This window comes from Natronoarchaeum sp. GCM10025703 (genome assembly GCF_042661985.1).
Taxonomy (GTDB): Archaea; Halobacteriota; Halobacteria; order Halobacteriales; family Natronoarchaeaceae; genus Natranaeroarchaeum.
Window position 1 is genome coordinate 1,919,744 of record NZ_JBHSZF010000001.1, and the last position, 25,895, is coordinate 1,945,638.

Annotated in this window: 18 protein-coding genes, 1 tRNA gene and 7 pseudogenes; 16 read left to right on the plus strand and 10 right to left on the minus strand. The window is 62.9% G+C overall.

From position 1 onward, the window contains the following. Positions 1–9: 9 nt before the first annotated feature. The 3 genes and pseudogenes from ACFQH2_RS10715 to gdhB all read left to right on the plus strand — a co-directional run bounded on the left by ACFQH2_RS10715 (position 10) and on the right by gdhB (position 4,568). Positions 10–2,845, plus strand: a pseudogene (locus ACFQH2_RS10715) (bacterio-opsin activator domain-containing protein). A gap of 276 nt (positions 2,846–3,121) precedes the next feature. Further along, entirely contained in the window at positions 3,122–3,265 is a 144-nt protein-coding gene (locus ACFQH2_RS10720) for a rubrerythrin-like domain-containing protein (RefSeq protein ID WP_377053467.1), read from the plus strand. 2 nt (positions 3,266–3,267) lie between these two features. Continuing rightward, positions 3,268–4,568: pseudogene (gene gdhB, locus ACFQH2_RS10725) on the plus strand (glutamate dehydrogenase GdhB). Positions 4,569–4,579: 11 nt separating this feature from the next. Here gdhB and ACFQH2_RS10730 read toward each other — a convergent pair. Beyond that, positions 4,580–5,737, minus strand: a pseudogene (locus ACFQH2_RS10730) (MFS transporter); the annotation flags it as partial. A 57-nt stretch (positions 5,738–5,794) separates the two neighbouring features. Between ACFQH2_RS10730 and ACFQH2_RS10735 the strand changes: the two are divergent. The 5 genes from ACFQH2_RS10735 to ACFQH2_RS10755 all read left to right on the plus strand — a co-directional run bounded on the left by ACFQH2_RS10735 (position 5,795) and on the right by ACFQH2_RS10755 (position 9,798). Next, positions 5,795–6,532, plus strand: a complete 738-nt coding sequence (locus ACFQH2_RS10735) for an ABC transporter ATP-binding protein (protein ID WP_377053471.1) — start codon at positions 5,795–5,797, stop codon at positions 6,530–6,532. 43 nt (positions 6,533–6,575) lie between these two features. Next, positions 6,576–7,967 (plus strand): hypothetical protein, encoded by a 1,392-nt coding sequence (locus ACFQH2_RS10740; protein ID WP_377076728.1) that lies wholly within the window; start codon positions 6,576–6,578, stop codon positions 7,965–7,967. Positions 7,968–8,151: 184 nt separating this feature from the next. Next, entirely contained in the window at positions 8,152–8,799 is a 648-nt protein-coding gene (locus tag ACFQH2_RS10745) for a GNAT family N-acetyltransferase (RefSeq protein WP_377053475.1), read from the plus strand. Positions 8,800–8,853: 54 nt separating this feature from the next. After that, positions 8,854–9,414 (plus strand): DUF420 domain-containing protein, encoded by a 561-nt coding sequence (locus ACFQH2_RS10750; RefSeq protein ID WP_377053477.1) that lies wholly within the window; start codon positions 8,854–8,856, stop codon positions 9,412–9,414. A 42-nt stretch (positions 9,415–9,456) separates the two neighbouring features. After that, positions 9,457–9,798 (plus strand): DUF3006 domain-containing protein, encoded by a 342-nt coding sequence (locus ACFQH2_RS10755; RefSeq protein WP_377053479.1) that lies wholly within the window; start codon positions 9,457–9,459, stop codon positions 9,796–9,798. Here ACFQH2_RS10755 and purF read toward each other — a convergent pair. From purF to ACFQH2_RS10775, 4 genes are all read right to left on the minus strand, one after another. Then, positions 9,795–11,237: an amidophosphoribosyltransferase gene (gene purF, locus ACFQH2_RS10760; RefSeq protein ID WP_377057066.1), complete on the minus strand. Its 1,443-nt coding sequence runs from the start codon at positions 11,235–11,237 to the stop codon at positions 9,795–9,797. The genes ACFQH2_RS10755 and purF overlap by 4 nt on opposite strands. 195 nt (positions 11,238–11,432) lie before the next feature. Then, the gene (locus ACFQH2_RS10765; protein WP_377053481.1) at positions 11,433–11,609 is read right to left on the minus strand and encodes a 50S ribosomal protein L37e; all 177 of its coding nucleotides are present in this window, start codon (positions 11,607–11,609) and stop codon (positions 11,433–11,435) included. Further along, on the minus strand, positions 11,606–11,842 hold the full coding sequence (locus ACFQH2_RS10770) for an LSM domain-containing protein (protein ID WP_377053483.1): 237 nt from the start codon (positions 11,840–11,842) through the stop codon (positions 11,606–11,608). Before ACFQH2_RS10770 ends, ACFQH2_RS10765 begins: the two co-directional genes overlap by 4 nt. A 103-nt stretch (positions 11,843–11,945) precedes the next feature. Continuing rightward, positions 11,946–13,001: a M20/M25/M40 family metallo-hydrolase gene (locus ACFQH2_RS10775; RefSeq protein ID WP_377053485.1), complete on the minus strand. Its 1,056-nt coding sequence runs from the start codon at positions 12,999–13,001 to the stop codon at positions 11,946–11,948. Between the two features lie 117 nt (positions 13,002–13,118). Between ACFQH2_RS10775 and ACFQH2_RS10780 the strand changes: the two genes are divergently transcribed. Beyond that, complete coding sequence (locus ACFQH2_RS10780; RefSeq protein ID WP_377053487.1) at positions 13,119–13,421, plus strand: hypothetical protein; 303 nt, start codon at positions 13,119–13,121, stop codon at positions 13,419–13,421. Here ACFQH2_RS10780 and ACFQH2_RS10785 read toward each other — a convergent pair. Together ACFQH2_RS10785 and ACFQH2_RS10790 are read right to left on the minus strand one after the other, a co-directional pair. Next, positions 13,422–15,778: pseudogene (locus ACFQH2_RS10785) on the minus strand (heavy metal translocating P-type ATPase). 72 nt (positions 15,779–15,850) lie between these two features. Beyond that, positions 15,851–16,591, minus strand: coding sequence for a helix-turn-helix domain-containing protein (locus tag ACFQH2_RS10790; protein WP_377053491.1), 741 nt, complete (start codon positions 16,589–16,591; stop codon positions 15,851–15,853). Positions 16,592–16,683: 92 nt separating this feature from the next. Here ACFQH2_RS10790 and ACFQH2_RS10795 point away from each other — a divergent pair. Continuing rightward, positions 16,684–17,633: pseudogene (locus ACFQH2_RS10795) on the plus strand (zinc-dependent metalloprotease). Between the two features lie 194 nt (positions 17,634–17,827). Here the strand turns inward: ACFQH2_RS10795 and ACFQH2_RS10800 are convergent. Continuing rightward, positions 17,828–18,202: a nuclear transport factor 2 family protein gene (locus ACFQH2_RS10800; RefSeq protein ID WP_377053497.1), complete on the minus strand. Its 375-nt coding sequence runs from the start codon at positions 18,200–18,202 to the stop codon at positions 17,828–17,830. Between the two features lie 50 nt (positions 18,203–18,252). Continuing rightward, entirely contained in the window at positions 18,253–18,804 is a 552-nt protein-coding gene (locus ACFQH2_RS10805) for a hypothetical protein (RefSeq protein WP_377053499.1), read from the minus strand. A 253-nt stretch (positions 18,805–19,057) separates the two neighbouring features. On the opposite strand from ACFQH2_RS10805, the gene ACFQH2_RS10810 reads away from it, so the two are divergent. Beyond that, on the plus strand, positions 19,058–20,491 hold the full coding sequence (locus ACFQH2_RS10810; protein WP_377076729.1) for a molybdopterin-dependent oxidoreductase: 1,434 nt from the start codon (positions 19,058–19,060) through the stop codon (positions 20,489–20,491). Positions 20,492–20,551: 60 nt separating this feature from the next. On the opposite strand, the gene purM is transcribed toward ACFQH2_RS10810, so the two are convergent. Further along, positions 20,552–21,523, minus strand: a complete 972-nt coding sequence (gene purM / locus ACFQH2_RS10815) for a phosphoribosylformylglycinamidine cyclo-ligase (protein WP_377053503.1) — start codon at positions 21,521–21,523, stop codon at positions 20,552–20,554. A gap of 142 nt (positions 21,524–21,665) precedes the next feature. On the opposite strand from purM, the gene ACFQH2_RS10820 reads away from it, so the two are divergent. From ACFQH2_RS10820 to ACFQH2_RS10840, 5 genes and pseudogenes are all read left to right on the plus strand, one after another. Next, entirely contained in the window at positions 21,666–22,820 is a 1,155-nt protein-coding gene (locus ACFQH2_RS10820) for a thiolase C-terminal domain-containing protein (protein ID WP_377053505.1), read from the plus strand. Beyond that, positions 22,817–23,190, plus strand: a pseudogene (locus ACFQH2_RS10825) (Zn-ribbon domain-containing OB-fold protein). The gene ACFQH2_RS10820 and the pseudogene ACFQH2_RS10825 overlap by 4 nt, the downstream one beginning before the upstream one ends. 108 nt (positions 23,191–23,298) lie before the next feature. Beyond that, positions 23,299–23,374, plus strand: a tRNA-Glu gene (locus ACFQH2_RS10830). A 453-nt stretch (positions 23,375–23,827) separates the two neighbouring features. After that, on the plus strand, positions 23,828–24,304 hold the full coding sequence (locus tag ACFQH2_RS10835) for a universal stress protein (RefSeq protein WP_377053509.1): 477 nt from the start codon (positions 23,828–23,830) through the stop codon (positions 24,302–24,304). A 114-nt stretch (positions 24,305–24,418) separates the two neighbouring features. Next, positions 24,419–25,797 (plus strand): annotated as a pseudogene (locus ACFQH2_RS10840) (sugar porter family MFS transporter). The last annotated feature ends 98 nt before the right edge of the window (positions 25,798–25,895 follow it).

Consider the following 25,895-nt stretch of genomic DNA (forward strand, 5'->3'; position numbering starts at 1 on the left):
GATGAGGAAATGGCGCCCAAATCGAAGACACTGGATTCGACTCGCGTACTCCTCGCCGGGACGGCGGCGTGGGTCGACGAGTTCGAGGCGGTACTGAAGGCGCGGGCCGGCGACGTTCACAGGGTCTCGACGGCTGGAGCGGCGCTCGAAGCCGTCCGTGACGGGTCGGTAGAGTGCCTCGTGACGGCGTACGCGCTCGAGGACTCGACGGGCACGGAGCTACTGCGGGCGGTTCGGCAGGAGTCGGGAACGCTCCCGACCGTGCTCTGTACGACGATCGGCGACGAGTCGGTCGCGAGTAAAGCGGTCTCGGCCGACGTCTCCGAGTACGTACCGCTCGACGAATCCCATGGGGGTTCGACACCCTACTCGACCGGATCGACGAGAGCGTCCGGACGGCCCGACGGACGGCGACACAGCGCGACCGCGCGAGACAGTTCGACGCGATCTTTCAGGACCCGCGAACTGCGACGTGGGTACTGGACCCGGAAGGCGCGCTCCGGCGGGCGAACGAAACCGGCCGCGAACTGATCGAGGGCGATGTGGGGAGCGTGCTTGGCGAGCGGTTCTGGGCGCTCCCGTCGTGGTCAGGCGAGAGCGGCGTCCAGTCGGATGTTCGCCGGATCGTCGAGACGGCAATCGACGGGGAGTTCGGTAATGCGGTCGTGACGCGATCCGTCGCGCCGGACGCACAGGTCGTCGATCTCTCCGCCCGGCCGGTTCAGGACGAGCGCGGTCGGCTTCGATCCATCGTCGTCGAGGCGGTCGACATCTCCGATCGGGTGGCGCTCGAACGTGATCTCCGCCGCTCGGAGGAACTGCATCGCGTGACGCTGAACAACATGACGGACACGGTCCTGATGACCGACGAGGACGGCGAGTACACCTACGTCTGTCCGAACGTCAACTTCATCTTCGGCTACACGGCCGACGAGATCCAGGAACTTGGGACCATCGAAGACCTGCTCGGCGAGGATCTGTTCGACCGCGAGGAACTGGCAGAAAAAGGCGTGTTGAAAAACATCGAGGTCAGCGCGACCGACAAGGCGGGTCGTAAACACACCCTCCTGGTCAACGTCCGCGAGGTGTCGATACAGGACGGCACACTGCTGTACAGCTGTCGGGACGTGACAAAACGGAAACAGCGTGAAGAGGCGCTTGCGACACTGCAGGAGACCGCCCGGGAGTTTCTCTACGCCGAGACTCGCCAGGAGATCGGTGCGCAGGTCGTCGACGATACGGCGGGCGTCCTCGACCTCGACGCGAGCGCTGTCTACCTGTTCGACGCGGAGAACAACGAACTTCGACCGACTGCGAGTTCTCCAGCGATGGATCGGCTACACGGGCCGCTTCCGGACGTCCCTGCCAATGCCGAGAGCCTGCCCAGTCACAGTTTCGTCGACAACGAGGCACTGTTCGTCGACGACATCCACGACTCGCCGCGACTCGACGATCAGGCGACGGAACTTCGAAGTACGGCGTACATTCCGCTTGGCAACCACGGGGTGTTCGTGGCTGGCTCGTCGGCTATCGGGGAGTTCGACGAGGTGACCAGAGAGCTGCCGATCTGCTGGCAGCGACTGCAGAAGCGGCGCTGGACCGGGTGACAAGAGAGACACAACTTCGCAGACAGGACAGGGAGCTACAGCAGCAGAACGAACAACTCACGCGATTGAACCGCATCAACGAGACGATCCGGGAGATCGATCAGGCCGTCGTCCAGGCCGAAACTCGCGAGGAGATAGACCACACGGTCTGTGAACTACTGACAGCCGACGACAGATTCACGTTCGCGTGGATCGGTGACGCCGATCCGGCGACCGAAACAGTCGTGCCGCGGGCCTGGGCCGGCGCGGAAGGCGGATATCTGGATAGCATCGAGTTTTCCGTGGGGGAGGCTGAAGTCGAGCCAGCAGGGCGAACGGCCGCGACGCGAGAGGTGACGAAGATCTCGAACGTAGCGGGTCGCCTGCGCGAAGAGGAGTGGCGAACGAACGCGCTCTCGCGGGATTTCCTGTCAGTCATCAGCATTCCGCTGGAGTACAACGACCTCTCGTACGGCGTGTTGAACGTCTATGCCGAAACCCAGGACGCGTTCGACGAGACGGTGCAGGCGGTGTTATGCGAACTCGGGGAGACTATCGCCTCGGCGACGAGCGCCATCGAACGGAAGAACGCGTTGTTGACGCGATCGGTAACTCGCATCGAGTTCGACATCGACGATCCGAGCTTCGTTCTCTCCAAAGTCGCACGAGAGGCCGACTGTGAGCTGTCGTATCAGGGCGGCGTCCAGCAGACAGCAGAGGGAAGCTACGTGTTCGTCACCGTCGACGGAGCCCCAATCGAGCGCGTCGAACAGATCACCGCCGACCTCGTCGCAGTCGAGGAGGTTCGACAGATCAGTGGTGACGAGGACGGTGGCGTGCTGGGCATCCGGCTTGGACAGTCGTTCCTCGCGAACGAACTCGCCGATCACGGGGCCGTCTTCCGGAGCGCGTCGGCCGATCCCGAATCGACGACGCTCGTCGTCGAGGTGCCCGAAAGCGTCGCGTCCCGCCACATCAGCCAACTCGTCCGCGAACTGTTTACTGGGGTCGAACTGCGGTCGAAACAGCAGCTAGATCGCTCCGTCGCGGAGACGGTCCAGTCGCAGGCGCTGGATCGGCTCACCGACAGGCAACTGGAGGTGAGTCAGACTGCGTACTACAGTGGCTTCTTCGAGTCGCCGCGGGATCACACCGGTACGGAGGTAGCGGAGATGCTCGACATCTCACCGCCCGCGTTCTCGAACCACATCCGGGCGGCCGAGCGGAAGTTGTTCGATTCGGTGTTCGATGAAGCGTGAGCCTCATTGGTCCCGGAAATCGAAGATTTCCGATATTCGACGGGGCATAGGACTCGTCGAGCCAGCAGACACGAAGTGTTTGCGCTGTTCAACTGTGCGGTAGCGCGGAGTCCCCGTCCTCAACTGCCTGGGCTCTGAAACGCTTGCCGGGAGGCGTGGTTAACATATGAACCAAGTAATCGATAGTTAGGTTCATCAGTTAACAACCAGCCTTTCTTCTATACATCCGATAGCTCTCTATACGCCACTCAAGCGATCGATGTGGCCAAAATGCTCATGAAAGACGTAATCCAGGATTCGTCAGAAGACGTGACCTACGAGTGCTTCGAGTGTGGAACTATCGTCGTCGATCCGGATAGCCCGGGTCTCTGTCCGGAGTGTGGCGGCGAGTTACGAAACAGGGGAACACCAATCGAGTAACGATGGCATCCGAGCCGACGCACAGCGACGGTGAGGAGAGTGCGACCATCGAGCCGTCGGACGAGGAGTCCGCCCTCCAGACGGCGCGACGGGAACTACACCACGCGGCCGAGCGGCTGGATATCGATCCTGCAATCGTCGAACAACTGAACCATCCGGCATCTGTCCACGAGGTCACGGTGCCGATAGAACGTGACGATGGCACCGTCGAGGTGTACACCGGGTATCGGGCCCACCACGACAGCGTCAAAGGGCCGTTTAAAGGTGGGCTCCGGTATCATCCCGAGGTGACGCGGGACGAGTGCGTCGGCCTCAGCATGTGGATGACCTGGAAGTGTGCAGTCATGGATCTCCCCTTCGGCGGCGCGAAAGGCGGTGTCGCAGTCGACCCGAAATCGTTGAGCAGGGCTGAGAAGGAACGGCTGACGCGTCGGTTCACCCAGGAGATCCGCTCCGTGATCGGACCAACGAAGGACATTCCGGCCCCCGACATGGGGACCGATCCCCAGACAATGGCGTGGGTGATGGATGCCTACTCGATGCAGGAAGACGAGACGATTCCTGGCGTCGTGACCGGAAAGCCGCCGGTCGTCGGCGGCAGCGAGGGCGCGAACAAGCGCCCGGACGAAGCGTCGCCATCGTCACGCGCGAAGCGATCGAGTACTACGGGCGCGACATCGAAGAGACGGATGTCGCCGTACAGGGCTACGGTAGCGTGGGTGCGAACGCGGCCCGCCTCCTCGATCGGTGGGGCGCAAACATCGTCGCGGTCAGCGATGTCACGGGTGGGATCTACGATCCCGACGGGATCGACACAGGCTCGGTTCCATCTCACGACGAGGAGCCGGAAGCGGTACTCGAACAGGACGCCCCGCTGGCCGTCACGAACGATGAACTGCTCGAACTCGATGTCGACGTCCTGATTCCCGCAGCTATCGGGAACGTCCTGACGGAGGTGAACGCGGGCGATGTCCAGGCCGACCTGATCGTCGAGGGAGCGAACGGCCCGACGACGAGCACGGCACAGGAGCTTCTCGCGGAGCGTGGCGTAACCGTAATCCCCGATATCCTCGCGAACGCCGGCGGTGTCACGGTCAGTTACTTCGAGTGGTTGCAGGACATCAACAGACAGTCGTGGTCGCCAGAGCGCGTCCACGAGGAGCTAGAAACCGAGATGCTCTCGGCGTGGGATGCGGTCCGTGCCGAGAAGGAAAACGGCGCGTCGACGTGGCGCGATGCGGCCTACGCGGTAGCCCTCTCCCGGATCGCTGAAGCCCATGACGCGCGTGGACTCTGGCCCTGAACCGGATCCGATCAGTCTCCGACCTGCAGTGCCAGTGACGGATTCAGGCTGCCAGTCTCCGCACGGATTCCGACCAGCAAGACGACGCCCGCGACCAGGGGGATCACCGCGCAGGCGATGTAGATGGGTGCAAACCCGACTCGTTCGACGAGCGGGAGCGTGACGAGTGGTCCGAGACCGCCGCCGATGTCCCCGAGGACGTTGTTGGTCCCCATTGCGCGTCCCATCCGTTCGTCGGGAGTGAGGTCGGCCAACAGCGCCATCATCGGACCGCCGGTGCCGCCCTGTCCGCCGCCGATCAACAGACAGGCGACGATTAACCGGCCGATCGAACTGGCAGTCGCGAGCAACAGGAACCCAGCCCCCGAGACGACCAGTGAGACGAGGACGATGGGAACGCGATAGCCGTACAGGTCGCTCAGTTTCCCGCCGCCGAGCATGCACGCCGACCCAGCGAGTACGGTGACAGCCATGAGGAGGCCGGAGGTCCCCTGTGCATCGAAGCCGAGGACACCGATCTCTAGCTCGACGAGGAAGACGACGAGCGTCGCAAAGAGCGCGCCGATATACGCGAAGAAGACGCCGAAGTTGACGAGGCCGACGGTCAATGCGGGCAGCGAGGTGTCTATCTCCCAGGGCTTGACGCCGCCTTTTCGGCGCTCTATCGCGCCGGTGTGGGTCTCGGGGATGATGAAGTACGCGAGCACGCCAGCAAAGAGCGCGAACGACGCCGCGAGGACGAACGCGGCCTCAACGCCGTAGAGATCACTGACCAGGCCACCGAGCACCAGACCGGCGGGGAAGCCAAAGGTGATCCCCGCACGGACGATGCCCATGCTCGTCCCCCGCGAACTGGATTCGCTGACGTCTGCTGTAATCGTATAGGCCGTGGCAAACACGAGGGCGCTCCCGACGCCCCAGAGGATCCGGGCGAGCAGAGACCACACCTCTGGTGCGGGGGCGACGACGGCGACGACGTAGCCCAGCGTCGCGATGCCCTCGACGAACAGTCCGACGACGAAGGGCCTCCGGGTGCCAATGCGGTCGACGAGCGCGCCGGCGGGCGCGCCGGCGGGCGCGTTCGCGATCAGGCGGGCGAATCGGTTCGCGCTCAGGATAAGTCCGACGAGGAACGAGGAGATACCTAACACTGCGCCCGTGGAGGGAACGCTCTGCCGCGTCCGGGAGTTTATTGTCGGTTCGCCGGAACCTACCAGTAGTTGACTATGAGTGCAATCGAACTAACAGACGTGGGCAAGCGATACGGCGATTTTCAGGCGCTGGACGGCCTCTCTCTGTCCGTCGACCGCGGCGAACTGTTCGGATTACTCGGCCCCAACGGCGCGGGGAAGACGACGGCGATTCAGCTACTGACCGGGCAGTTAGCACCCGACGATGGGACGCTCTCCGTCCTGGACACAGATCCGGCGACGGAGCCGATAGAAACTCGCCGTCTCGTCGGTATCGTGCCCGAAAAGGAGTCCCCGCCTAGCTTTCTCACGCCCCGAGAGTACTTCGAGTTCGTCGGGCAGGTACGCGAGATGCCGGCAGATCTACTCGATGACCGGATAGAGGAGTGGGCAGATCGGCTCTCTTTCACCGAAAAACTCGACGCGATATCGACCGACCTCTCGCGGGGCCAACAACAGAAGGTGATGATCACGCAGGCGTTTCTCCACGACCCCGACGTGGTCTTCATCGACGAACCGCTCGCGAACCTCGATCCGATCATGCAAGAGCGGGTCAAAGAGTACTTCGAGCAGTACCGGAGCGAGGACAACGCGCTGTTCCTCTCGACACATCAGATCGAGGTCGCCGAGGAGATCTGTAGCCGCGTCGGCGTCGTCGGTGACGGCCGACTCGTCGCCGAGCAGCGGCCCGCAGAGATGAGCGAGGAGGAATCGCTACTAGACGCCTTCAAGCAGGGCGCAACAGCCGAACGCCCGGCAGCGGCACCGAGGTAACGATGCTGGTATCGACCGCATCGACCGCGTCGTCTTCACTCGGATGCTGGGAGAGGAGTGGCGACTCCACGCCTCCCTGTTCGGCGGCCGGCGGTTCGCACTGTTCCCGCTACTCGTTGCGGCGTTGACCGCCGCTGGCGTTGTCGCACTCGTCGAGACCGGGACCAGCCTCTCGTCCGTGATCGCCGGACTGCACGCACTCGTGTTCGCCTTTGGACTTCACACTGGCTCGATCGGTCTGGTCGGCCGGGACGCCATCGAGGACCTGCTTGGCGACGTAACGCTGCTGGTGTTTTCTGCACACACGTTGCCGATCTCTCGCCGGCGACTGCTCGGTCACTTCCTCGTGAAAGACGCCCTCTACTACTCCGGGCTCTTTCTGGTGCCGATCACGGCGGCGTTCGTCGTGGCCGTCGGACAGGGCGGGTTCGGCTTCCTCGACCTTGGTCGACTCTGGCTCTCGACGACTGCGACGTTCCTGCTCGGTCTCGTGGTGACGCTTGCGCTCGTCGGCATCGCCACTCGGGGCGTCTCTGGCTGGTTTTCGATCGGTGGACTCTCGCTCGTCGGCGGCGGCCTGTGGTACGCGAACGTAGACGTCCTCGCCGCGACGCCGTACGCGCTGTACGCCGAGCCGTCAGTGCTGGCGTTCTCCGGAACGCTCGCCCTGCTCGTCGGGACGGCCGTGCTCGGCATCTATGCCTACGAACCGGTCGACGCCGCCCCGACCCGTACCCGGGTTCCGGTGTTCACGAAATGGCGGCGACGCCTCGGCGACGACACCGGTCTGACGACAAAGACGCTCCTCGACGTCGCCAGAAGCAACGGTGGCCTCTGGAAACTCCTTTTCTCCGGAGGAATCCTCTTTGCCGTCTGCGTCGGACTGGTCGAACTCGCAGAGCGGATTACCGGTGTTGCGCCGTCCGTGGGAATCACGTTCGGCGCGTTGCTGGGACTCTCGGCGTTCACGTCGTACAACTGGATCACTCAGTACGACGACCCGACCTCGTACCTGCGCTATCCGCTCGGCGTCCCGGACCTATTCGCCGCCAAGCGGCGGGCCATGGTGTTGGTCGGGCTCCCCACTGCAGTCGGCTACTTTGCCCTCGCGGCACTCCTGTTCGGTGCGAGTGCCGTCGACGCCGTCGCGGGACTCCTCTTGCTCGTCGGCTACCATCAGTACCTGTTCGGCCTCACGGCCGCCCTCGCAGGTTTCGAGCCGAACGAGTTCCTCTTCGACTCGCTCAAATTTCTGCTCTTTACCGCGGCTGTCGCCGCCGTCCTCGTTCCGGTACTGGTCGTCGGCCTCGCGCTCGCACCGCTCGGAGGGACGACGCTCGCGCTCCTTGGCGGCGTTGGCCTCGGACTGCTCGTTCTCGGCGAACTCTGCTACCGATACGCAGTAGCCCGGTGGACGACACGTCTTGGCGACTGAGTCCTTACTTTTCGACAAACACCCAAGGGACGCCTCAGAGAGATACCGAAGTTCCAGAACGTCGCCAGTATGATTTAAGTATTGTGAATTGCTACCAAGGATCATGGCAGTTCGTCATGCTACGCTCGAAGATCGAGGAGGGATCAGGAAGATAGCCCGGCGGTCGATGCACTGTTCATACACGATGAGTCCAGATACGATCGACCGGGCCATCGAGGAGTGGTACGGCGACGAAACCCTCGAAGACGCTTTCGCGGACGACAGTCGATACCTCCTGGTCGCCGAGGAAGACGACATACTTACTGGATTTACCGACGCCGTCCTCCACGGGCAGGACCAGCCAGCCGATCTGCTCTGGTTACACGTTCACCCCGACCACCGCGGACAGGGTATCTCGCGGGAACTCCTCGAAGAGACCAGAACGCGACTTATAGAGGCTGGAGCGTCGCATCTCCGGGGCCTCGTGCTCGCGGACAACAGCGAGGGCAACTCCTTTTACAAACATTTCGGGTTCAGGAAGATCGGCGAACGTCACATCGATATCGACGGTAAGAGACACGTCGAGAACGTCTATCAGGACGTCGAACCGGCCGGACTGACCACGCTCACCGTCAACGACGAGATCGTGTACGTCGCCGACGACGACACCGAGCGGGGAACGATCGCACCGTTCAACACGGTCTACGCCGATCCGAACCGCGACGAGCGGTGGGCCTACTACTGTACGAACTGCGACAGCGTGGCCGCGGCGATGGACGCGATGGCCCGCATCGAGTGTTCGACCTGTGGCAACACGCGCAAGCCGACCCGCTGGGACGCCGCGTACCTGTGATGTAGAGCCATCGCGAAAGACGAATATAAGACGGCGCTGTTCTAACCGCAGAGTATGCAAGCGCAGGTCAGAGAGCACGTCCCCGCGGTCACGGCCGTGTTGACTGTCGTATCGCTGATACTCGTGTTCAGCGCGGCACTGCAGGCCATCCCACAGGACGCGATCCCGACTGCTCCCGAGTGGATACTCGACGCTATTCCGCACCTGAACGCTGCCCTGAGTGCGCTCGCTATCGTCACCATCCTCTCCGGTGTCCGAGCGATCCGCCGCGGCGAGATTACGCGCCATCGACGCCTGATGGTCACGTCGTTCGTCCTCTTTGCCGGCTTTCTCGTGATGTATCTCTACCGCGTCTCGCTGCTCGGCCCGTCGTCGTTCCCCGGTCCGGAGACCATCGAACTCTACGTCTACCTGCCGATCCTCGCTATCCACATCCTGCTCGCGATCAGTTCACTGCCGTTCGTCTACTACGCGCTCTTGCTCGCGCTGACGAGACCGATCCACGAACTTCCCCAGACGAACCACGCACGCGTCGGCCGGATCGCCGCGAGTCTCTGGACGATTTCCTTCGCCGGCGGGATCATCATCTACCTCATGCTCTACGTTCTGTTCTGAGCCTCCACAGGTTCATATACGAATCCGCGGCCAGAGCGGGGTATGTCGTTGTACCCACGACGCGACGTCCTGGAGACCCTGGCTGCACTGTTCGGAGCGACGCCCTTCGCCGGCATCCCGTTCGGCGAAGATACGGAAACCCTGACCGGCGTCGTCGACCGGGTCGTCGACGGCCTCGCAGTCGTCCTGCTCGAAGACCACGGCGACCTCGTCGATCAGACGACGATTCCGGTCGAGGAACTACCAGCGCCAGCCAGCGAGGAGGGCGCGGTACTGGATCTGGTGATGGACGGCGATGGCGTCGAGCGAATCCACTACGACAGGGAAGAGACGGAGCGGCGGCAAAAAGAGGCTAAAGATCGGATCGACGAACTGTCCGATTAATCGTCCGCGACTGTCGATTCCGTCGAAATCTCGGGACGGGTGACGTCCCGATCAGTCGCCTCGCCCTCGATATCGTAGGGATACTCGCCGGTGACACAGCCGAGACAGAGATCGGCACGGGAGGACTCCAGCGCGCTCGCGACGGCGTCGATAGAGAGATAGGAGAGACTGTCGGCGTCGATCTCCTCTCGGATCTCGTCGGTCGACTTGCCGGCGGCGATCAGTTCGTCGCGTGAGGCCATGTCGATGCCCATGTAACAGGGGGCGAGGATCGGCGGCGCGCCGATCCGGACGTGGACTTCCTCCGCACCGACGTCCTTGAGCAACTGGACCAGCTGGTTCGAGGTCGTCCCGCGGACGATGCTGTCGTCGATGATCGTCACGGACTTGCCCTCGACCGTGCTCTTGATCGGATTGAGTTTCAGGCGGACCGCGCGCTCGCGCTCGTCCTGTGTCGGCATGATGAACGTCCGGCCGACGTACCGGTTCTTCATCAGCCCCTCGGCGAACTCGACGTCCGCGCCGTCGTCGTTGGCCGCTTCGGCGTAGCCGCTTGCAAAGGAGCGTCCCGAGTCGGGCACCGGCATCACGACGTCACTGTCGACGCCGTTTTCCTCCCATAGCTGTCGGCCGAGTTCACGGCGCACCTCGTAGACGAGTTTCTCGTCGATGACGCTGTCGGGCCGGGCGAAGTAGACGTGCTCGAAGAAACAGTGGGCCGAATTTTCCCGATCGAACAGTTGGTACGAGTCATAGCCTTTCCCGTCGTCCTGGAGGACGACGAGTTCGCCGGGTTTGACGTCCCGGACGAGTTCGCCGTCGAGCGTGTCTATGGCCGCACTCTCGCTGGCGAGAATGTAGCCATCGTCGAGTTCGCCGATACAGAGCGGCCGGTTCCCCTCCGGATCCCGGACCCCGAGCACGGTGTCGTCGTGCATGATCGTCAGCGAGTAGGAGCCATGGATCCGCTCCATGGTGGTCTTGACCGCGCGAACGAGATCCTCTTCGAGCAGGTTTCGTGCGAGGTCGTGGGCGATGACTTCGGTGTCTCCGTCGGAGGTGAAGGCGTGGCCGAGGCCGGCCAGTTCGCCGCGAATCTCGTCGGCGTTGACGAGGTTGCCGTTGTGCGAGAGGCCCAGCGAACCGCTCTTGAACGAGACGGAAAACGGCTGAGCACAACAGGAGTTGACGCTTCCTGCCGTCGGATATCGGACGTGACCGATTCCGACGGGCCCGTTCAGACTCTCGACGTCGCCCTGACTGAACGCGTCGCCAACCAGTCCCATCTCGACGTGGCTGTACTGCTGGAAGCCGTCGTGGGTGACGATTCCGGCAGACTCCTGGCCGCGGTGCTGGAGCGCGTACAGGGAGTAGTAGAGTGGACGCGCGGCGGCGCGGTCCTCAAGAGACACGCCGACCACGCCGCACTTTTCGGTCATCCCGTTCCGGGAACGCCTTTCGACCCGCCCGTCTGACATGGACGTATCTAACGAGTCATCGGGGATAAATCCTCCCAATCGTGTTCTACTTGGCGTGTTCAAGAACTTATCTATGCACGATTATGCACATCATCGTGTGATAGATAGACACAGCAGTCGCTCGTCAGGAAAGGAGAGAAAGAACTGTCGTGAGCCTCAGTTGTCGCCAGTCTTCGACTGCCAGGCGTAGCTACGCTTGCTCTTGGATTTACCGAAGCCGCACGACGAGCACTTCTTTTTTCTGATGTGATAGGACTTCTCACCACAGCGCCGACATTTGACGTGTGTGGTCTTGTTCTTTTTGCCCTGGCTTGGGGTTCCTGCACCAGTCATGGGATGATCGAAACGACGTTATCGCCGCGTATAATGGTTGTGTCTTCGACTGGCGGCTCCGTATCGCCGGCAGGCTCTTCGGCCGCGGGCACTCTCATAGCGTCTTCGAGCACGAGGTTCATATGCTGATCGTAGCCTGTCAGGGTTCCTTCGTAGATCTCGCCGCCTTTTAGCTGGACCTCCACGTCTTCGCCGAGTGACGCTTCGAGCACGTCGAGGGGTCGTCCACTCATACGCTCATTCGCTCGCGTTACAGGCATAAACGTACCGGGTTCCACTCGGAGTTTACTGAACGATGTCGATCAAACAGGAGTTACTGTCGACGAAACCGCCGAATTAGACGTCGACCGAGAACTCCTCGTACTCGCTCGCGCGGTCGGCAAAGGCGGCGAGCAGTTCGACGCTCGCGGTCAGATCGTCGGTATCGATGACCTCGACGGGCGTGTGCATGTACCGGTTCGGCAGGCCGAGGTTCAGCGAGGGAATACCGCCCTGCTGGACGTAAAAGGCGTCGGCGTCGGTTCCGGTCCGGATCCCGGCAGCGTCCAGTTGGACGTCGACCTCCGACTCGTCGGCTGCCTGACGCACGGCGTCGACGACAACCGGGTGGTTCGTAGTTCCCCGAGAGATGACCGGCCCGTCGCCGAGTTCGATGTCCGCGGTTCGGTCCGACGGTGCGCCGGGGTAGTCCGTGGCGTGGGTGACGTCGACCGCGACCGCCGCGTCGGGGTCGAGGTCGAAGCCGACCATCTGTGCGCCTTTGAGGCCGACCTCTTCCTGGACCGTGCTCACGGCGTAGACGGTGGCGTCGACGTCCGCCTCGGCGGCCGCACGGAGCGTCTCCGCGGCAACCCACGTCCCGACGCGGTTGTCCATCCCACGGGCCGAAACCAGGGTACCCTGCAGGTCCTCGACTGTCGAAGAGAACGTGATCGGGTCGCCGACTTCGACGAGTTCCTGGGCCGATTCGTCGTCTTCGGCACCGATGTCGATGCGCTGTTCGCGGATCTCGTCGTACTCGTCGTCGCCCGCATCTCGCAGGTGGATCGCGTTCTGTCCGACGACCCCGCTAACCGGTTCCTCGCCGTGGATAGTGACGTGCTGGCCGCGCGTGACCGTTCGGTCCGAGCCACCGAGTCGGCCCATGTGGATAAAACCGTCCTCGTCGATCCGGCGGACGATGAAGCCGATCTCGTCGGCGTGGCCCGTGATGGCGATTTCGGGATCACCGCCGTCCAGCACGGCCACGGCGTTACCATACTCGTCGGTTCGGACCTCGTCGGCGAACTCGGCGACGTGGTCGATCCAGACGCGCTGGCCCGCCGTCTCGTAGCCGGTCGGACTCGGTGTCGTCAGCAGTTCGTCGAGAAAACTCCGCTGAGTCTCGTCCATACAGGCAATTAGAGCGCCGGTGTTTCAAGGCTGGCGTCACGGCAAAGTCGTCGGTAGGCAGGGATGCTACGGGTACTCACCCACATTCATAAGTTACCGCTGGTCGAACAGATACGTATGGCAAAGATCACATTGTTCGAGTTCAACCCGCGTGGACGGATCCAGGTCGGCCCGAGTGGCCCTGACGGCGAGGGACTGTTTTCGGCGGAGATCGATGAGACGGGCGAAGAGGAGGCGGTCGAAGAAGCCGAAGACAGCGGACTCAGCATCACAACCGTCCTGCTCCCGCTGGTCATCCTCGCAGCCATCGGCGTCGCGGTGCGGATGCTCACCGGGGAAGACGAGGAAGAAGAGGAAGAAGCCGAGATCGAAGCGGAGGAAAGCGGCCCGATCGATCGGTTCACCTCGACGACAGAATAACTACTCCTTCAAAAAGCGCTCGGGCGTCATCCGCGAAAGCCGCATCGCGTTGCCGGTGACCCCGAGGCTCATTCCCATATCGCCAACTACGACGGCGACGGCGACGCTGACGTAGCCGAAGGGGACGCCGAGGGCGAGCAGGGCCTTGACGCCGAGGCTGGCCCAGATGTTCTGGCGGATCACGGCGTTACCCTTGTGCGAGAGCGCGTACAGGTAGGGGAGTTTCTCGACGTTATCGCCCATCAGCGCAATGTCTGCCGTCTCGATAGCGGTGTCGGTGCCCGCGGCCCCCATCGCGATGCCGACGTCGGCGGTGGCCAGCGCCGGCGCATCGTTGATACCGTCGCCGACCATCGCGACCGTGCCGTGCTCGGCCTGCAGTGACTCGACGGCATCGACTTTCTGCTCGGGCAGGAGTTCGGCCCGGTACTCGTCGATGCCAGCTCCGCGGCGACCGCCCGAGCGGTGCCTTCGTTGTCGCCTGTAAGCATCACCAGCGGGGCGACACCGAGGCGTTGCAGGTTCTGAATCGCCGTTTTCGCTTCTGGACGAATCTCGTCTGCGATACCGATACCCCCGAGCAGTCGGTCCGCGGTACCTACGAGGATCACGGTCTTGCCGTCGGCCTGCAGGTCGGCGATCCGGTCGGCGAGCGGCGCGACGTCCGTCTCGATGGCCGCGACGCCGCCATCAGTTCGACCGGAGCCAGGGGTGGGAGACGTGAGGTCGAAGCCCAGTTCCTCGAACAGGCCGGGCTTCCCGGCGTAGTAGGCCGTCCCGTCGATGTCCCCGCGGACACCTCGGCCGGTGAGGCTCTCGAAGCCAGCGACGTCGTCGGGATCGATCCCTTCGGACTCTGCACGGTCGAGCACGGCGTCGGCAATCGGGTGCTCGCTCCGCCCTTCGAGCGCGCCGGCCCGGGCCAGGACGTCTCGCTCGTCGGAGCCATCGAGCGGAATCACGTCAGTCACTGCGAGTTCGCCAGCCGTCAGCGTCCCCGTCTTGTCAAAGGCGATGGCATCGGCGTCGCCCATCGTTTCGAGGTGGTTGCCGCCCTTGATCAGGACGCCGTTCCGGGCGGCGCTGGTCACGCCGGAGGCGACGCTGACCGGCGTCGAGATGACGAACGCGCAGGGACAGGCGATCACCAGCAGCGTTAGCCCGCGAACGAACCAGGTCATCGAGGCGCCGGTGAACGTGTGGCTGATACCGGCGACCCCGACCGTCGCAGTGCCGTCGATCAGCAGTGGCGGGAGAAACGCAGTGAGTAGCGCCAGCACGACGACTGCGGGCGTGTAGTAGCTTGCAAAGCGGTCGACGAACTGCTCTCTCTCGGTCTGTTTTGCCTGTGCGTCGCCAACGAGGTCGATGATCCGCGCGAGCGTCGTCTCGCCGGCCTCCTGTTCCGTTTCGAGTTCGAGGTAGCCCTCCTCGTTGAGGGAGCCCGCGAAGACTTCGTCGCCGTCCGTTTTGTCGACCGGGACGCTCTCGCCGGTGATCGGCGACTGGTCGACCGAACTGCTCCCCTCCAGGACGGTGCCATCCACCGGAATCTTCTCGCCGGGCCGGACCACGACCCGCTCGCCGATCCGGACGTCATCCGCAGGCACGACGACTTCGCGCGTCTCGCCGCTCCCGTCGGGATCTCTGAGGACCGTCGCCTCCTCTGGCGATAACTCCATCAGTTCGCGCAGGGAATCGCGCGTCTGGTCCATCGCGTACCGTTCGAGCAGTTCGGCGACGCTGAACAGGACCGCAAGCGTCGCCGCCTCGATGTAGAGTCCGATCCCCGTCGCGGCGATGATGGCAGTACCCATCAGCAGGTCGATATCGAGACTCACGTTCCGGGCCGAGTAGTAGCCCGAGCGGACGACCGGAAGCCCGCTGACGGCCGTCGCGACGAGCAGGGCGGCGTCTGCGATTGTGAGCGGACCGAGTGGGGTCGAGACGAGGCTGACATTCGGGCCCGTCACGACGAAGGTAAGTACCAGACCGACCAGCAGAAACGCCCCACCGATCCAGGTCTTGATAGCGCGAGGACTCGTCCAGATAGCCGAGGACTCGGAGACCGTCGTCTCCTCGCCAACCTGATCGTCGCTCGACGACCGGGAGGCGACTTCGTAGCCAGCACCCTCGACCGCCGTGACGATATCGTCGTCGCTCGCGCGTTCCCCGTCGTAGGCCACGGTCGCCGTTCCGGCGGTCGGCCGCAGGTCGAGAGATTCGACGCCGTCGACCCGGCCGAGCGCGTTCTCTACTTTGCCCGCACAGGAGGGACAGTCCATCTCGGGGACCGAAAGCTGAACCGACGACTCTCCGTCCTCGAATTCCTCGTCGTCGATACGACTCTCTGTCATTACTTCTCCGTACGGAGTAGAGCGGGATAGGAGTTTCTTGGAATATTCCAAAACAGAGGTGCTGGTCAGGCGTCAGATCCGCGGGGAGCCGCTGTCGGGCGACCAGCGCTGGGAGACGTGCTGTTTGGCCAGATACGTCTCCGCTCTCCGAAGCCGATAGGTCAGGGTCGACCGCGGGACATCCAGACGTTCCGCGAGTTCTCCGACGTCGACCTCACGCGGCGTCTCGTAGTAGCCGTGCTCGACGGCGGCCTGTAGTGCGGCCTCCTGTTCGGGCGAGAGCCCGTCGTCTTCCGAATCCGTCGGCGAGGGGGCGTCAGTAAGCCGTCGGACGTCGAGCGTCGCACAGTCACCGACGATGCGTTCGAGTTCGTCGACGAAGGAATGCACGTCGGCCGGCCCCGAGTGGATGATCCGCCAGGTGTACTGGCGCTCGCTGTGTCGCGTCTCGAACAGTGCGCCCTCGCCCAGATTATCCAGTGCAGTGTGTGGCACGGAGGCACAGGCCGGCGTGCGCTCCCAGTAGGAGTAGAGCACGAGCGTGTCGTCGGTGTGTTCAAGCACGTGCGTCGTCTGAGTCGCGCCACAGTGGTCAGTCGCGAGACAGTCGGCGTAGTAATCCGACGTGAGGAACGCGTCCTCGATAGCCGCGAGCGCCTCGGGCGACCCCGTCGCATGATCGACCCGCCAGAGACTTGACTCGGTGACGTGCAGGGAGAGCGAGCGGATTTCGGCGTCGGGATAGTTGGCGAGGGTATCGGCCACCTCGTTACAGCCAGGCCGATAGTCGAGGGTGAAGACGAGTTCTCGCATATGAGATGGTAGCGCCCGGAGAGTAAAACAGGTTTGGCGTGCGGCCCGAAGTCGGGCGAACTGTTTTGCTTGCGTAGCCAGTAACTGCTCGTGTGAATCTGTATCGTAGTGTTCGTGCGGTAACCGGTGCGTCCGGCAACGGTGCCATCGACTGGGACGCCGTCGCGGAGGCGGCCCGTGCCAGTACCGATCCCGGTTCGCTCGACGTCTCAGACGCCGAGCGAGAGGCCTACGCCAGCGACGTCCGCGACGCCCGCACCAGAATCCGCTCGGTCGGTGATCTGGCGTTCGACGTGCCAAACCGGATCGAGGTGCAGAACCGACACCACTGGATCGACGCGAACGTCGACACGTTCAGTCGCGTCATGCAACCCGTCGAGGAGCACACGAACGTCGCCATTCCCGGCGTCTCGCGTGTCGTCAACACCGGGACCATGAGTTTCATGCTTGCCTTCCTGGGTCGTAACGTTCTCGGCCAGTACGATCCCCTCCTGTTGGCGGACTCGAACGATCACGCGCTCTATTTCGTCCGCCCGAACATCATCGACGTGGCCGACACACTCGACGTCGAGTACGACCGGTTCCGGCGCTGGATCGCCTTCCACGAAGTGACACACGCCGCGGAGTTCGGTGCCGCGCCGTGGCTCTCCGACCACCTCGAAGCGAACATGGACGAAGGGATCGAAGCGCTCTCGCAGGGCAGTCTCGACCGCGAGGCGTTCGAGGAGCTGACGCCACGATGACCGTCGTCGAGGGGTATGCAGAGCTACTGATGGATCACGCTTTCGACGGGGAGTACGAGGACTTGCGCGAGAAACTCGACGCCCGACGACAGGGTCGCGGTCCGCTCGCCGGATTCGTTCGGCGGGCGCTCGGACTCGGCATGAAACGGCGCCAGTACGAGCGCGGAAAGGCATTCTTCGAGCATGTGGCCGAGCGCCGGAGCGTCGACGCCGCGAGTGCCGTCTGGGAGCGTCCCGAGAACCTGCCGAGCAGCGACGAAATCGACGACCCCGATGCGTGGCTCCAGCGAGTCAAGTGAGCATCCAGAAGACGTACTGTATCAGGACGGCCCCGAGGACCGCAGCGGCGACGAGCGCCATCGCGATTGCGCCGAGGGATCCGCCCCCGTAGATCGCGGTCAGACCCCCGAAAAGGCGATCAGGGCGATAAAGCCCAGTTTGAGACGGGTGTAGTCCGTGGGCTCGTCGATCTCCTGGCGCGTCGGCCCGACCATTATAGCTCCCGTGGCGCGCTGACGTGCATGCTCACGAACTGCCAGTCCTCACCGCGTTCCTCGAGCGTTCCCGACCATCGGGAGTCGAATGTGAACCGCTCACCAGTTCCGGTGTCAGTCCACGCCATTCCGACGACGTCGGCGAACCAGGCGTAGCCCTCTCGCTCGGTCACCGAGAGGTCGGTCGAGTCGACGCGCCACTCGTCGGTCGTCTCTGTCTGGCGTTCGAGCGCGGCGGCGATGTCGTCGTAGCCCCGAAGCCGTTCCTCGATACCGAACTTGACGGTAGACGCCTCCCTGGCGAAGAACGGGGCAAGGGGATCGCCACGCCGTAGCGCCTCGTAATACTCGCGCACTGTCGTCTCAGCAGTCATGTCACACCGAACGGTCGCTGTCGACTTGAACCCGCCGGAGAGAGACGGAGTCAGTAGAAGCCGCGATCAACGTCGCCCTCGTCGACGAGTTCGTCAAGTTCGGCGTCGAGTATCTCCTCGGCTTCCTCGAACGTCGTCGCGAGTTCGTCCAGTTCGTCAGGACGGTCGTACTGGTCGTACTCCATCGGGCCGAACGCGGGACTCTCCAGCACCTCCATCACGTCGTCGAACAGGTCGCCCGGCGTGGTTGGTGCGTCGGAGTGGGCTCTCAGGACCGCTCCGAGGTTCTTCGCTTTCTCTTCGGCGTCGCTCTCGTCCTCGGGCGGTCGCTGGACGGCGAACCGACCGGCCTCGTTCTGTGTGGGGAGGTATGATCCGATCTCGTCGTCGATCTTCCGGGCGATCCGGGTGCCGACGCCCCGGACCTCGAAGGGGTTCTTCGCGAACGTTTTGAGCTGGTAGACACCACCAGTCGGGTGACCGATGTACATGTCCTCGCCGACGCCGCCGCTGCGGTCGCCCGCGACGGCGCGCCATCCCTCCGGATCGACGTCCTCGTCGACGACGTCTTCGACGATGTCCTGCCAGTCGCGTACGCGCATGATTGGTCGCAGGTAGGGACGCGACGAGAATCAACGTATCGGTTTTTCGGATCGCTGTGGCAAGTTCGGCATCTGAGCGGTCGGAACCGAGCGACCCCGGCCGGTCGGGCATTTAAGTAAGTATGTTCCCAGCGTTCGCAAGAGAATGTCTGCCAGATCCGTGCTGGAAACTACTGCGGTCGGCGGTCGAGGAAATGAGCGCTGAATCGACCCCCAGACAACGTCTGGTAGTGGGCGCAACCGCCGGTGCGGCGTGGATCACAGGCCTGTTCGTCGCCGCGCCGCTGGTGGGTGGGTTCGGAGTCAACGCGCTTGCCGAGGCGGTCATCGTCAGATCACCCGGCTGGCTATCGACACTCGCGATCAGCACGCTGGGTTTCTCCGCCAAACCGGTGCTCGTCGGGGGGTCATCCTCGGGATCATCTGTGCGACCAGCGGAGCGGCGCTCGTCTGGCCCACAGGGTTCGAGTACGGTCGGCCAGTCGGAGTCGGCATCGGTATCCTCGCAACGGTGGCCGTGTTTGTTGCCTCCGGAACGGGGGTCTCGTTCGGCTTCCTCGTCGGAACAGTGGTCGCGGTCGCCCCGCCGTATCTCGTTGCCCGGGGCATCGACCAACTGCGACCGGTGACTGACCGGCGGAAGTTCCTCCGCCAGACCGGCAGTGCGGCAGTCGGCGCGGTTGCCTCACTGGCCGTTCTCCGGCTACTGTTCGCCCGGTTCGGGACCGGAGCGGAAAGCGAGCGCGTGGAGGAGCCACTGGAACGCTCGACATCACCGCCGGAGGGCGACCCAGCCTTCGACTTCGAGGGCATGCCCTCGGCTGTCACGAGCACGAGCGATCACTACGTCATCGACATCAACGTCACTGCACCCCGGATCGATCCGGAGTCGTGGACTCTCACCATCGATGGCGAGGTGGAGCAGCCCTACGAACTGGGCTACGACGAGTTACTCGAACACGATGCGGCCGTCGACCAGACCACGACGATGCTCTGTATCTCGAATCAGGTGGGCGGGGATCTGATCGGCACCGGCCACTGGACGGGCGTCCAGCTATCGGATCTCGTCGGTGATGCCGTCCCGAACGAGGGTGCCGTCGACGTCGTCACCTATGCCGAAGACGGCTACAACGAGGCAATTCCGATCGACCTGATCGAGCGAGAGGACATCATGATCGCTTTCGGGATGAACGGGCAGACCCTTGCCAGCGAACACGGCTTTCCGGCGCGCCTGCTCATCCCTGGCCGGTACGGAATGAAGATGACGAAGTGGATCAACCGGATCGAAGTCGTCGCGGAGGACCACGAGGCCTACTGGGAAGCCCGGAACTGGACCGAAGAGGCCGTGGTTAACACGATGTCGTACATTCGCGGTGCGACGCGGGACGGCGAGACGGTACAGATCGGTGGCGTAGCCTTTGCCGGCCTCGAAACCGGCGTCGAGGAGGTTGCTGGCGTCGAAGTGAGCATCGACGGCGGGGAGACCTGGACCGATGCGGAACTGGAACCCCAGATAGCGCCACACGCCTGGCGGCGCTGGCGCCACGAGTTCGAGGCACCGGACCGCGTTGAACTGGACGTCGTCGTGCGGGCGATCCATCAGGACGGAACCGTCCAGACCGAAGAAAAGAGCAGTCCCCGCCCGAACGGCTCGACGGGCTGGCACCGGCGGACGATCGAAATCTGATCGTAGCGCTCCTCGGCGGGACAGGCGTTGTGTGACGTGGAGAAGACCTGTGGCGTCCGATCAGAGCGACAGTCCGCGGATCTCGACGCGATCACCGTCTTCGACTGTACCGATGACCTGTCCGTCCGTGGCATCGGCCAGCGCCCCGGCCTGCTCCTCGGGGACGGCGGCGACGAAGCCGGTTCCCATGTTGAACGTCCGGTGCATCTCCTCGTCGGAGACGTTGCCCAGATCCTGCACGAACTCGAAGACGTCGTGGGCCTGACACGGATCGGTGATTTCGTAGCGGTGCTCGCCCATCCGGCTCAGGTTCGTCCATCCGCCGCCGGTGACGTGGGCGGCCGCGCGGGCGTCGTGCTCGCGAAGGGGTTCGAGCAGGTAGGTGTAGAGCCGGGTCGGTTCGAGCAGTTCCTCGCCGACCGAGCGGTCCGGGTTCGGCGGGAACGGGTCCGTGTACTCGTACTCCCGCGTGACCGCTGTGCGGGCGAGCGTCAGCCCGTTCGAGTGAATGCCGCTGGAGGGGAAGCCGACGACCGCGTCGCCCGGACTGGCTTCGCCGTCGAACGTTTTCTCCTTGTCGACGAGTCCGGCACAGGTGCCCGCGAGATCCAGCCCTCGGATCACGTCGGGCATCACGGCAGTCTCACCGCCGAGCAGGGAGAGGCCGGCCGCTTCGGCACCGGCGGCTAATCCATCGCCGACCTGCTCGGAGAACTTCTCGCTCGGCTCCTCGACGGCGAGGTAGTCGACGAACGCGACCGGATCGACGCCCGCCGCGACCAGGTCGTTGGCGTTCATCGCGATGCAGTCGATACCGACCGTGGAGTAGTCTTCGAGCGCCTCGGCAACCAGTAGCTTCGTCCCGACACCGTCGGTGGCGAGGCCGAGATACTGATCGCCGATATCGAGCAGGCCGGCGTACTCGCTGTCGACGACGTTGCCGACAGCGTCGAGTAGTGCCGCTGTCGCCGCCTCGCTCTCCTCGATGTCTACCCCCGCGTCCGAATAGGTGAGTCGCTCCTCGTCAGTCATACGAGTGAACCCGCTCGCGGCGAGCAAAAGACCACCGGTCTGGTGTGAGGGCTCTACCACGCACCGTCGGATCGGTGCTCGATGGGGGACGGGACGGATGAAACCCGCGGATTATATTATCCTCACCTGTGAGAAGCCATACATGGATCGCGTTGCAGTCATTGGCGCGTCGATGACACAGTTCGGGCAACGCGACGCCTGGATCCGCGAACTGCTCTCCGAGGCCGGGGAGGACTGTCTCGCGGACGCCGGTGTCGCGCCCGACGACGTCGAGCATCTGTACGTATCGAACATGGCAAGTGGCGAGTTCGAGGGCCAGACGGGCGTGCCGAACGCCCTCGCTCACGACCTCGGTGCTGTCCCGGCCTACACCCAGCGGATCGACCAGACCAGCTCAAGCGGCGGAGCCGGAATCTACGCCGCCTGGCAATCGGTTGCGAGCGGTGCAAGCGACATGACACTGCTCGTGGGTGGCGAGAAGATGACCCATCGGACGACCGCAGAGGCGACCGACGTCATCGCCTCGCTAACCCATCCCGCGGAGTACAAACACGGCGTCACGCTGCCGAGTTTCGCCGGTCTGACCGCCCGGCGCTATCTCCACGAGTACGACGCCCCGCGAGAGAGCCTGGCCAAGGTGGCAGTGAAAAATCACAAGAACGGCGTTGATAACCCCCACGCCCAGTTCCAGAAAGAGGTCGATCTGGAGACTGTCATGGAGTCGCCGATCATCGCCGATCCGCTGCGACTCTACGACTTCTGTCCGATCACCGACGGCAGCGCCGCGCTGATGCTCTGTCCCGAGTCCGTCGCCGAAGAGTACGCGGACGACTACGCAGTCATCACTGGCATCGGCGGTGCGACCGACACGCACGTCGTCCACGAGCGCGAGGACCCAACGGTGATGGGGGGCGTCGTCGAGAGCGGTGAGGAAGCCTACGAGATGGCCGGGATCGGGCCGGACGATTTAGACGTCGCCGAACTTCACGACATGTTCACCATCCTCGAGTTCCTCCAGATGGAGGGACTGGGCATCGCCGACCAGGGTGACGCCTGGAAAGCGATCGAAGAGGGACGGACCAAAAAGGACGGCGACCTGCCCGTCAACACCTCGGGCGGTCTCAAGTCGAAAGGCCACCCCCTCGGCGCGAGCGGCGTCGCACAGGGCTACGAAATCTACAAACAGGTCATCGGCGATGCGGGAGCACGGCAGGTCGACGCGGATGTTGCCCTCGCCTGTAACGTCGGTGGCTTCGGCAACTGCGTCATCACCACGATCATGGAGGAAGCACAATGAGCGACGAGCCACGACTCGAAGCACAGCGCTACGCGGATGGCACTGTCTCCTGTCCCCGCATCCGCGAGGACTGAGTGGGGCCGAGTCGACGGGGACGGTCGATCTCACCGATCGCACCGCCGAAGTCATCACGTGGACGACCAGCACGGCGACGCCGCCCGGCGTCCGCGAACCGAACACGCTCGCTATCGTCGAGTTCGATGTCGACGGGGAGTCGGTACGGATGCTCGGACAGATCGCAGCGGACGCCGACGTCGAGATCGGTGATACCGTCGAACCAGTCTACGCCGACGAACTCCGCGAACCCGGTGCGGGGATCCGCGAACCGGAGAGTCAGGACTGGGACGGGTTCCGGTTCGACCCGGTCTAGGAGGGAGATGAGATCCCGTCAAACCGCACCACGAGTCGCGGCAGACACCCACACGGCGCGGTGAAAACGGAACTATTAAACACATCTCCCCACTACCGGATAGTACACGCTCCGATGGTGTAGTCCGGCCAATCATATTGCCCTCTCACGGCAATGACTTGGGTTCTGAATCCCAATCGGAGCATTCTGCTGCGAACAATTCGCGAGCAGCGGCGGGTTTCTGTGATCGAAGTAGAGAACCGCGAGCGGAGCGAGCGTTTCCCGTAGGTCGAATCCCGTTCGGAGTATGCTACTGCAGCTCGCTCGTGAACGACGAGCGGATTCTGAGACCGGAGTCGAAAAACACAGACAGAAATAGCATATATTTGATTAGAATAGCTAGCTGCTAATGATTCTACTGATAGTGGTATCTGTGCTATACAGGCGATTACAGCACTAATTGAGGACTTGGTACACCGCCAATACGACTCTATTATAGTGTGGTATTGACGTTAAGTACGGCATATTTTTTAATTGCTGGTATTGGCCAACTTTGATTGAATAACCATGACTCTCGCACCAGAGTACGTAAGAAATTACTATGTTAGTAGTAAAAATTGGACAAATTTTTATTCTTCAGGTGAAATACGCAACTGCGATGAGAAAAGAGCTGACGGTGAGCGAGCGTCCAGAGCTCGAGACCATTGTACTCGGCGTCGGTAACCGTGATGAGACCCGTGTGGATGTGCTCGCAGAACACATCAAGGAGGTTGCAATCCCGAGCGATGCCAGGGTCGTCGTTGCTCACGTATTCGATTCGGACTCGTACCGAGAGGCAGTCGAGGAGATGCTCGATGCCTCGGCTGACGACATCGAGTCGGACCAACTGGCCGCGCGAATGGCTATCACTGCGGAGATAGCTGACAGACTCGATGCGGACGGAATCGAGTACGAGACTCGGGCAACGACCGATACCAGCGGGGAGGGCGTCGTCGAAATCGCAAACGAAGTCGACGCCGACCGCGTCATTATCGGTGGCCGTCGCCGTTCGCCGACCAGAAAAGCAATTTTCGGCAGCACAGCTCAAGAAGTAATGCTCAACGCACCCTGTCCGGTGACGTTCGTTCGTAACTGATCGGACAACTCCCAATAATACTACTATGTTATCGCTTTGGTGGACTGTGGAACAGGGCGGACAGTTCTTCGAGGTCTGATTAGTCAGACATCATTTCACACACTACTCAAATCAATGTCAACGGAAAACATACGTGACGTGATGCGTGGGGGCGGCGATCGGTTCATCTACGTCGTCTCCGCAATGGCCGCACTGAACGGACTCCTGTTCGGGTTCGATACTGGGATCATCTCCGGCGCGTTCCTGTTCATACAGGACTCGTTTGTCATGTCGCCCTTCGTCGAGGGCGTTATTGTGAGCGGTGCGATGGCAGGTGCCGCGGCTGGCGCAGCCATCGGTGGGCAACTCGCTGATCGGCTTGGGCGGCGGCGGCTCATTTTCCTCGCTGCCATCGTCTTCTTCGTCGGTTCGTTTACGATGGCAGTCGCACCGAACGTCCCCATCCTCGTGGCTGGCCGGCTAATAGATGGTGTTGCGATCGGCTTCGCGTCGATCGTCGGTCCGCTGTACATCTCCGAGATCGCACCCCCAGAGATCCGCGGGGGACTCACCTCGCTGAACCAGTTGATGGTGACGCTCGGTATCCTGATCTCGTATTTCGTAAACTTCGCGTTCGCCGACGCAGGCGCCTGGCGCTGGATGCTCGGCGCTGGGATGGTTCCGGCGGTGATTCTCGCTGTCGGTATTCTCAAGATGCCCGAGAGCCCGCGCTGGCTTCTGGAAAAGGGTCGAACGGAGGAGGCGCGAGCCGTTCTCAATCGGACGCGTAGCGAAGGTGTCGAAGAAGAGATCGCCGAGATCGAGGAGACGGTCGACAAGCAGTCCGACAGCGGCCTCCGAGACCTGCTTCAGCCGTGGCTCCGCCCGGCGCTAGTCGTTGGACTGGGACTGGCCGTCTTCCAGCAGATCACCGGAATCAACGCGGTGATCTACTACGCCCCGACGATCCTCGAATCGACCGGCTTCGGCGGTGTGACCTCGATCCTCGCGACGGTCGGGATCGGAGCGATCAACGTAATAATGACGGTCGTTGCCATCGCCCTGGTCGACCGCGTGGGTCGCCGGAAACTGCTCCTCGTCGGCGTCGGCGGGATGGTCGCGACGCTCGCGGTGCTGGGGACCGTCTTTTACCTCCCTGGATTCGGCGGTTTCCTCGGGATCATCGCGACGGCCAGCCTGATGCTGTTCGTCTCGTTTTTCGCGATCGGTCTCGGGCCGGTCTTCTGGCTGCTCATCTCGGAGATCTACCCGCTATCGGTTCGGGGCTCCGCGATGGGCGTCGTGACCGTTGCCAACTGGGGGCGAACCTCCTGGTGTCGTTGCTGTTCCCAGTGTTGACTGCCGGGATCGGGACCCCCTCGACGTTCTGGCTGTTCGGTCTCTGTAGCCTCGTCGGACTCGTGTTCGTCTATCGGTTCGTCCCCGAGACGAAAGGGCGGACGCTGGAGGCTATCGAGGACGACCTCCGTCAGAACATCTCGATGATGGACTAAGAGATGTAGTGTCGTAAGCGACTGTGTTCGGTTCGACCGGCACGGAAACTGCGACATTTGTTCCGGTCATTTTTCAGTACGCTGCGTTCACCAACCCC

Excerpts from the sequence above, each read along its gene's own strand:
- ACFQH2_RS10720 (WP_377053467.1), top strand. The coding sequence starts at position 3,122 with ATGAAAGACGTAATCCAGGATTCGTCAGAAGACGTGACCTACGAGTGC.
- ACFQH2_RS10735 (WP_377053471.1), top strand. The coding sequence starts at position 5,795 with ATGAGTGCAATCGAACTAACAGACGTGGGCAAGCGATACGGCGATTTT.
- ACFQH2_RS10740 (WP_377076728.1), top strand. The coding sequence starts at position 6,576 with ATGCTGGGAGAGGAGTGGCGACTCCACGCCTCCCTGTTCGGCGGCCGG.
- ACFQH2_RS10745 (WP_377053475.1), top strand. The coding sequence starts at position 8,152 with ATGAGTCCAGATACGATCGACCGGGCCATCGAGGAGTGGTACGGCGAC.
- ACFQH2_RS10750 (WP_377053477.1), top strand. The coding sequence starts at position 8,854 with ATGCAAGCGCAGGTCAGAGAGCACGTCCCCGCGGTCACGGCCGTGTTG.
- ACFQH2_RS10755 (WP_377053479.1), top strand. The coding sequence starts at position 9,457 with ATGTCGTTGTACCCACGACGCGACGTCCTGGAGACCCTGGCTGCACTG.
- purF (WP_377057066.1), bottom strand. The coding sequence starts at position 11,237 with ATGACCGAAAAGTGCGGCGTGGTCGGCGTGTCTCTTGAGGACCGCGCC.
- ACFQH2_RS10765 (WP_377053481.1), bottom strand. The coding sequence starts at position 11,609 with ATGACTGGTGCAGGAACCCCAAGCCAGGGCAAAAAGAACAAGACCACA.
- ACFQH2_RS10770 (WP_377053483.1), bottom strand. The coding sequence starts at position 11,842 with ATGAGTGGACGACCCCTCGACGTGCTCGAAGCGTCACTCGGCGAAGAC.
- ACFQH2_RS10775 (WP_377053485.1), bottom strand. The coding sequence starts at position 13,001 with ATGGACGAGACTCAGCGGAGTTTTCTCGACGAACTGCTGACGACACCG.
- ACFQH2_RS10780 (WP_377053487.1), top strand. The coding sequence starts at position 13,119 with ATGGCAAAGATCACATTGTTCGAGTTCAACCCGCGTGGACGGATCCAG.
- ACFQH2_RS10790 (WP_377053491.1), bottom strand. The coding sequence starts at position 16,591 with ATGCGAGAACTCGTCTTCACCCTCGACTATCGGCCTGGCTGTAACGAG.
- ACFQH2_RS10800 (WP_377053497.1), bottom strand. The coding sequence starts at position 18,202 with ATGACTGCTGAGACGACAGTGCGCGAGTATTACGAGGCGCTACGGCGT.
- ACFQH2_RS10805 (WP_377053499.1), bottom strand. The coding sequence starts at position 18,804 with ATGCGCGTACGCGACTGGCAGGACATCGTCGAAGACGTCGTCGACGAG.
- purM (WP_377053503.1), bottom strand. The coding sequence starts at position 21,523 with ATGACTGACGAGGAGCGACTCACCTATTCGGACGCGGGGGTAGACATC.
- ACFQH2_RS10820 (WP_377053505.1), top strand. The coding sequence starts at position 21,666 with ATGGATCGCGTTGCAGTCATTGGCGCGTCGATGACACAGTTCGGGCAA.
- ACFQH2_RS10835 (WP_377053509.1), top strand. The coding sequence starts at position 23,828 with ATGAGAAAAGAGCTGACGGTGAGCGAGCGTCCAGAGCTCGAGACCATT.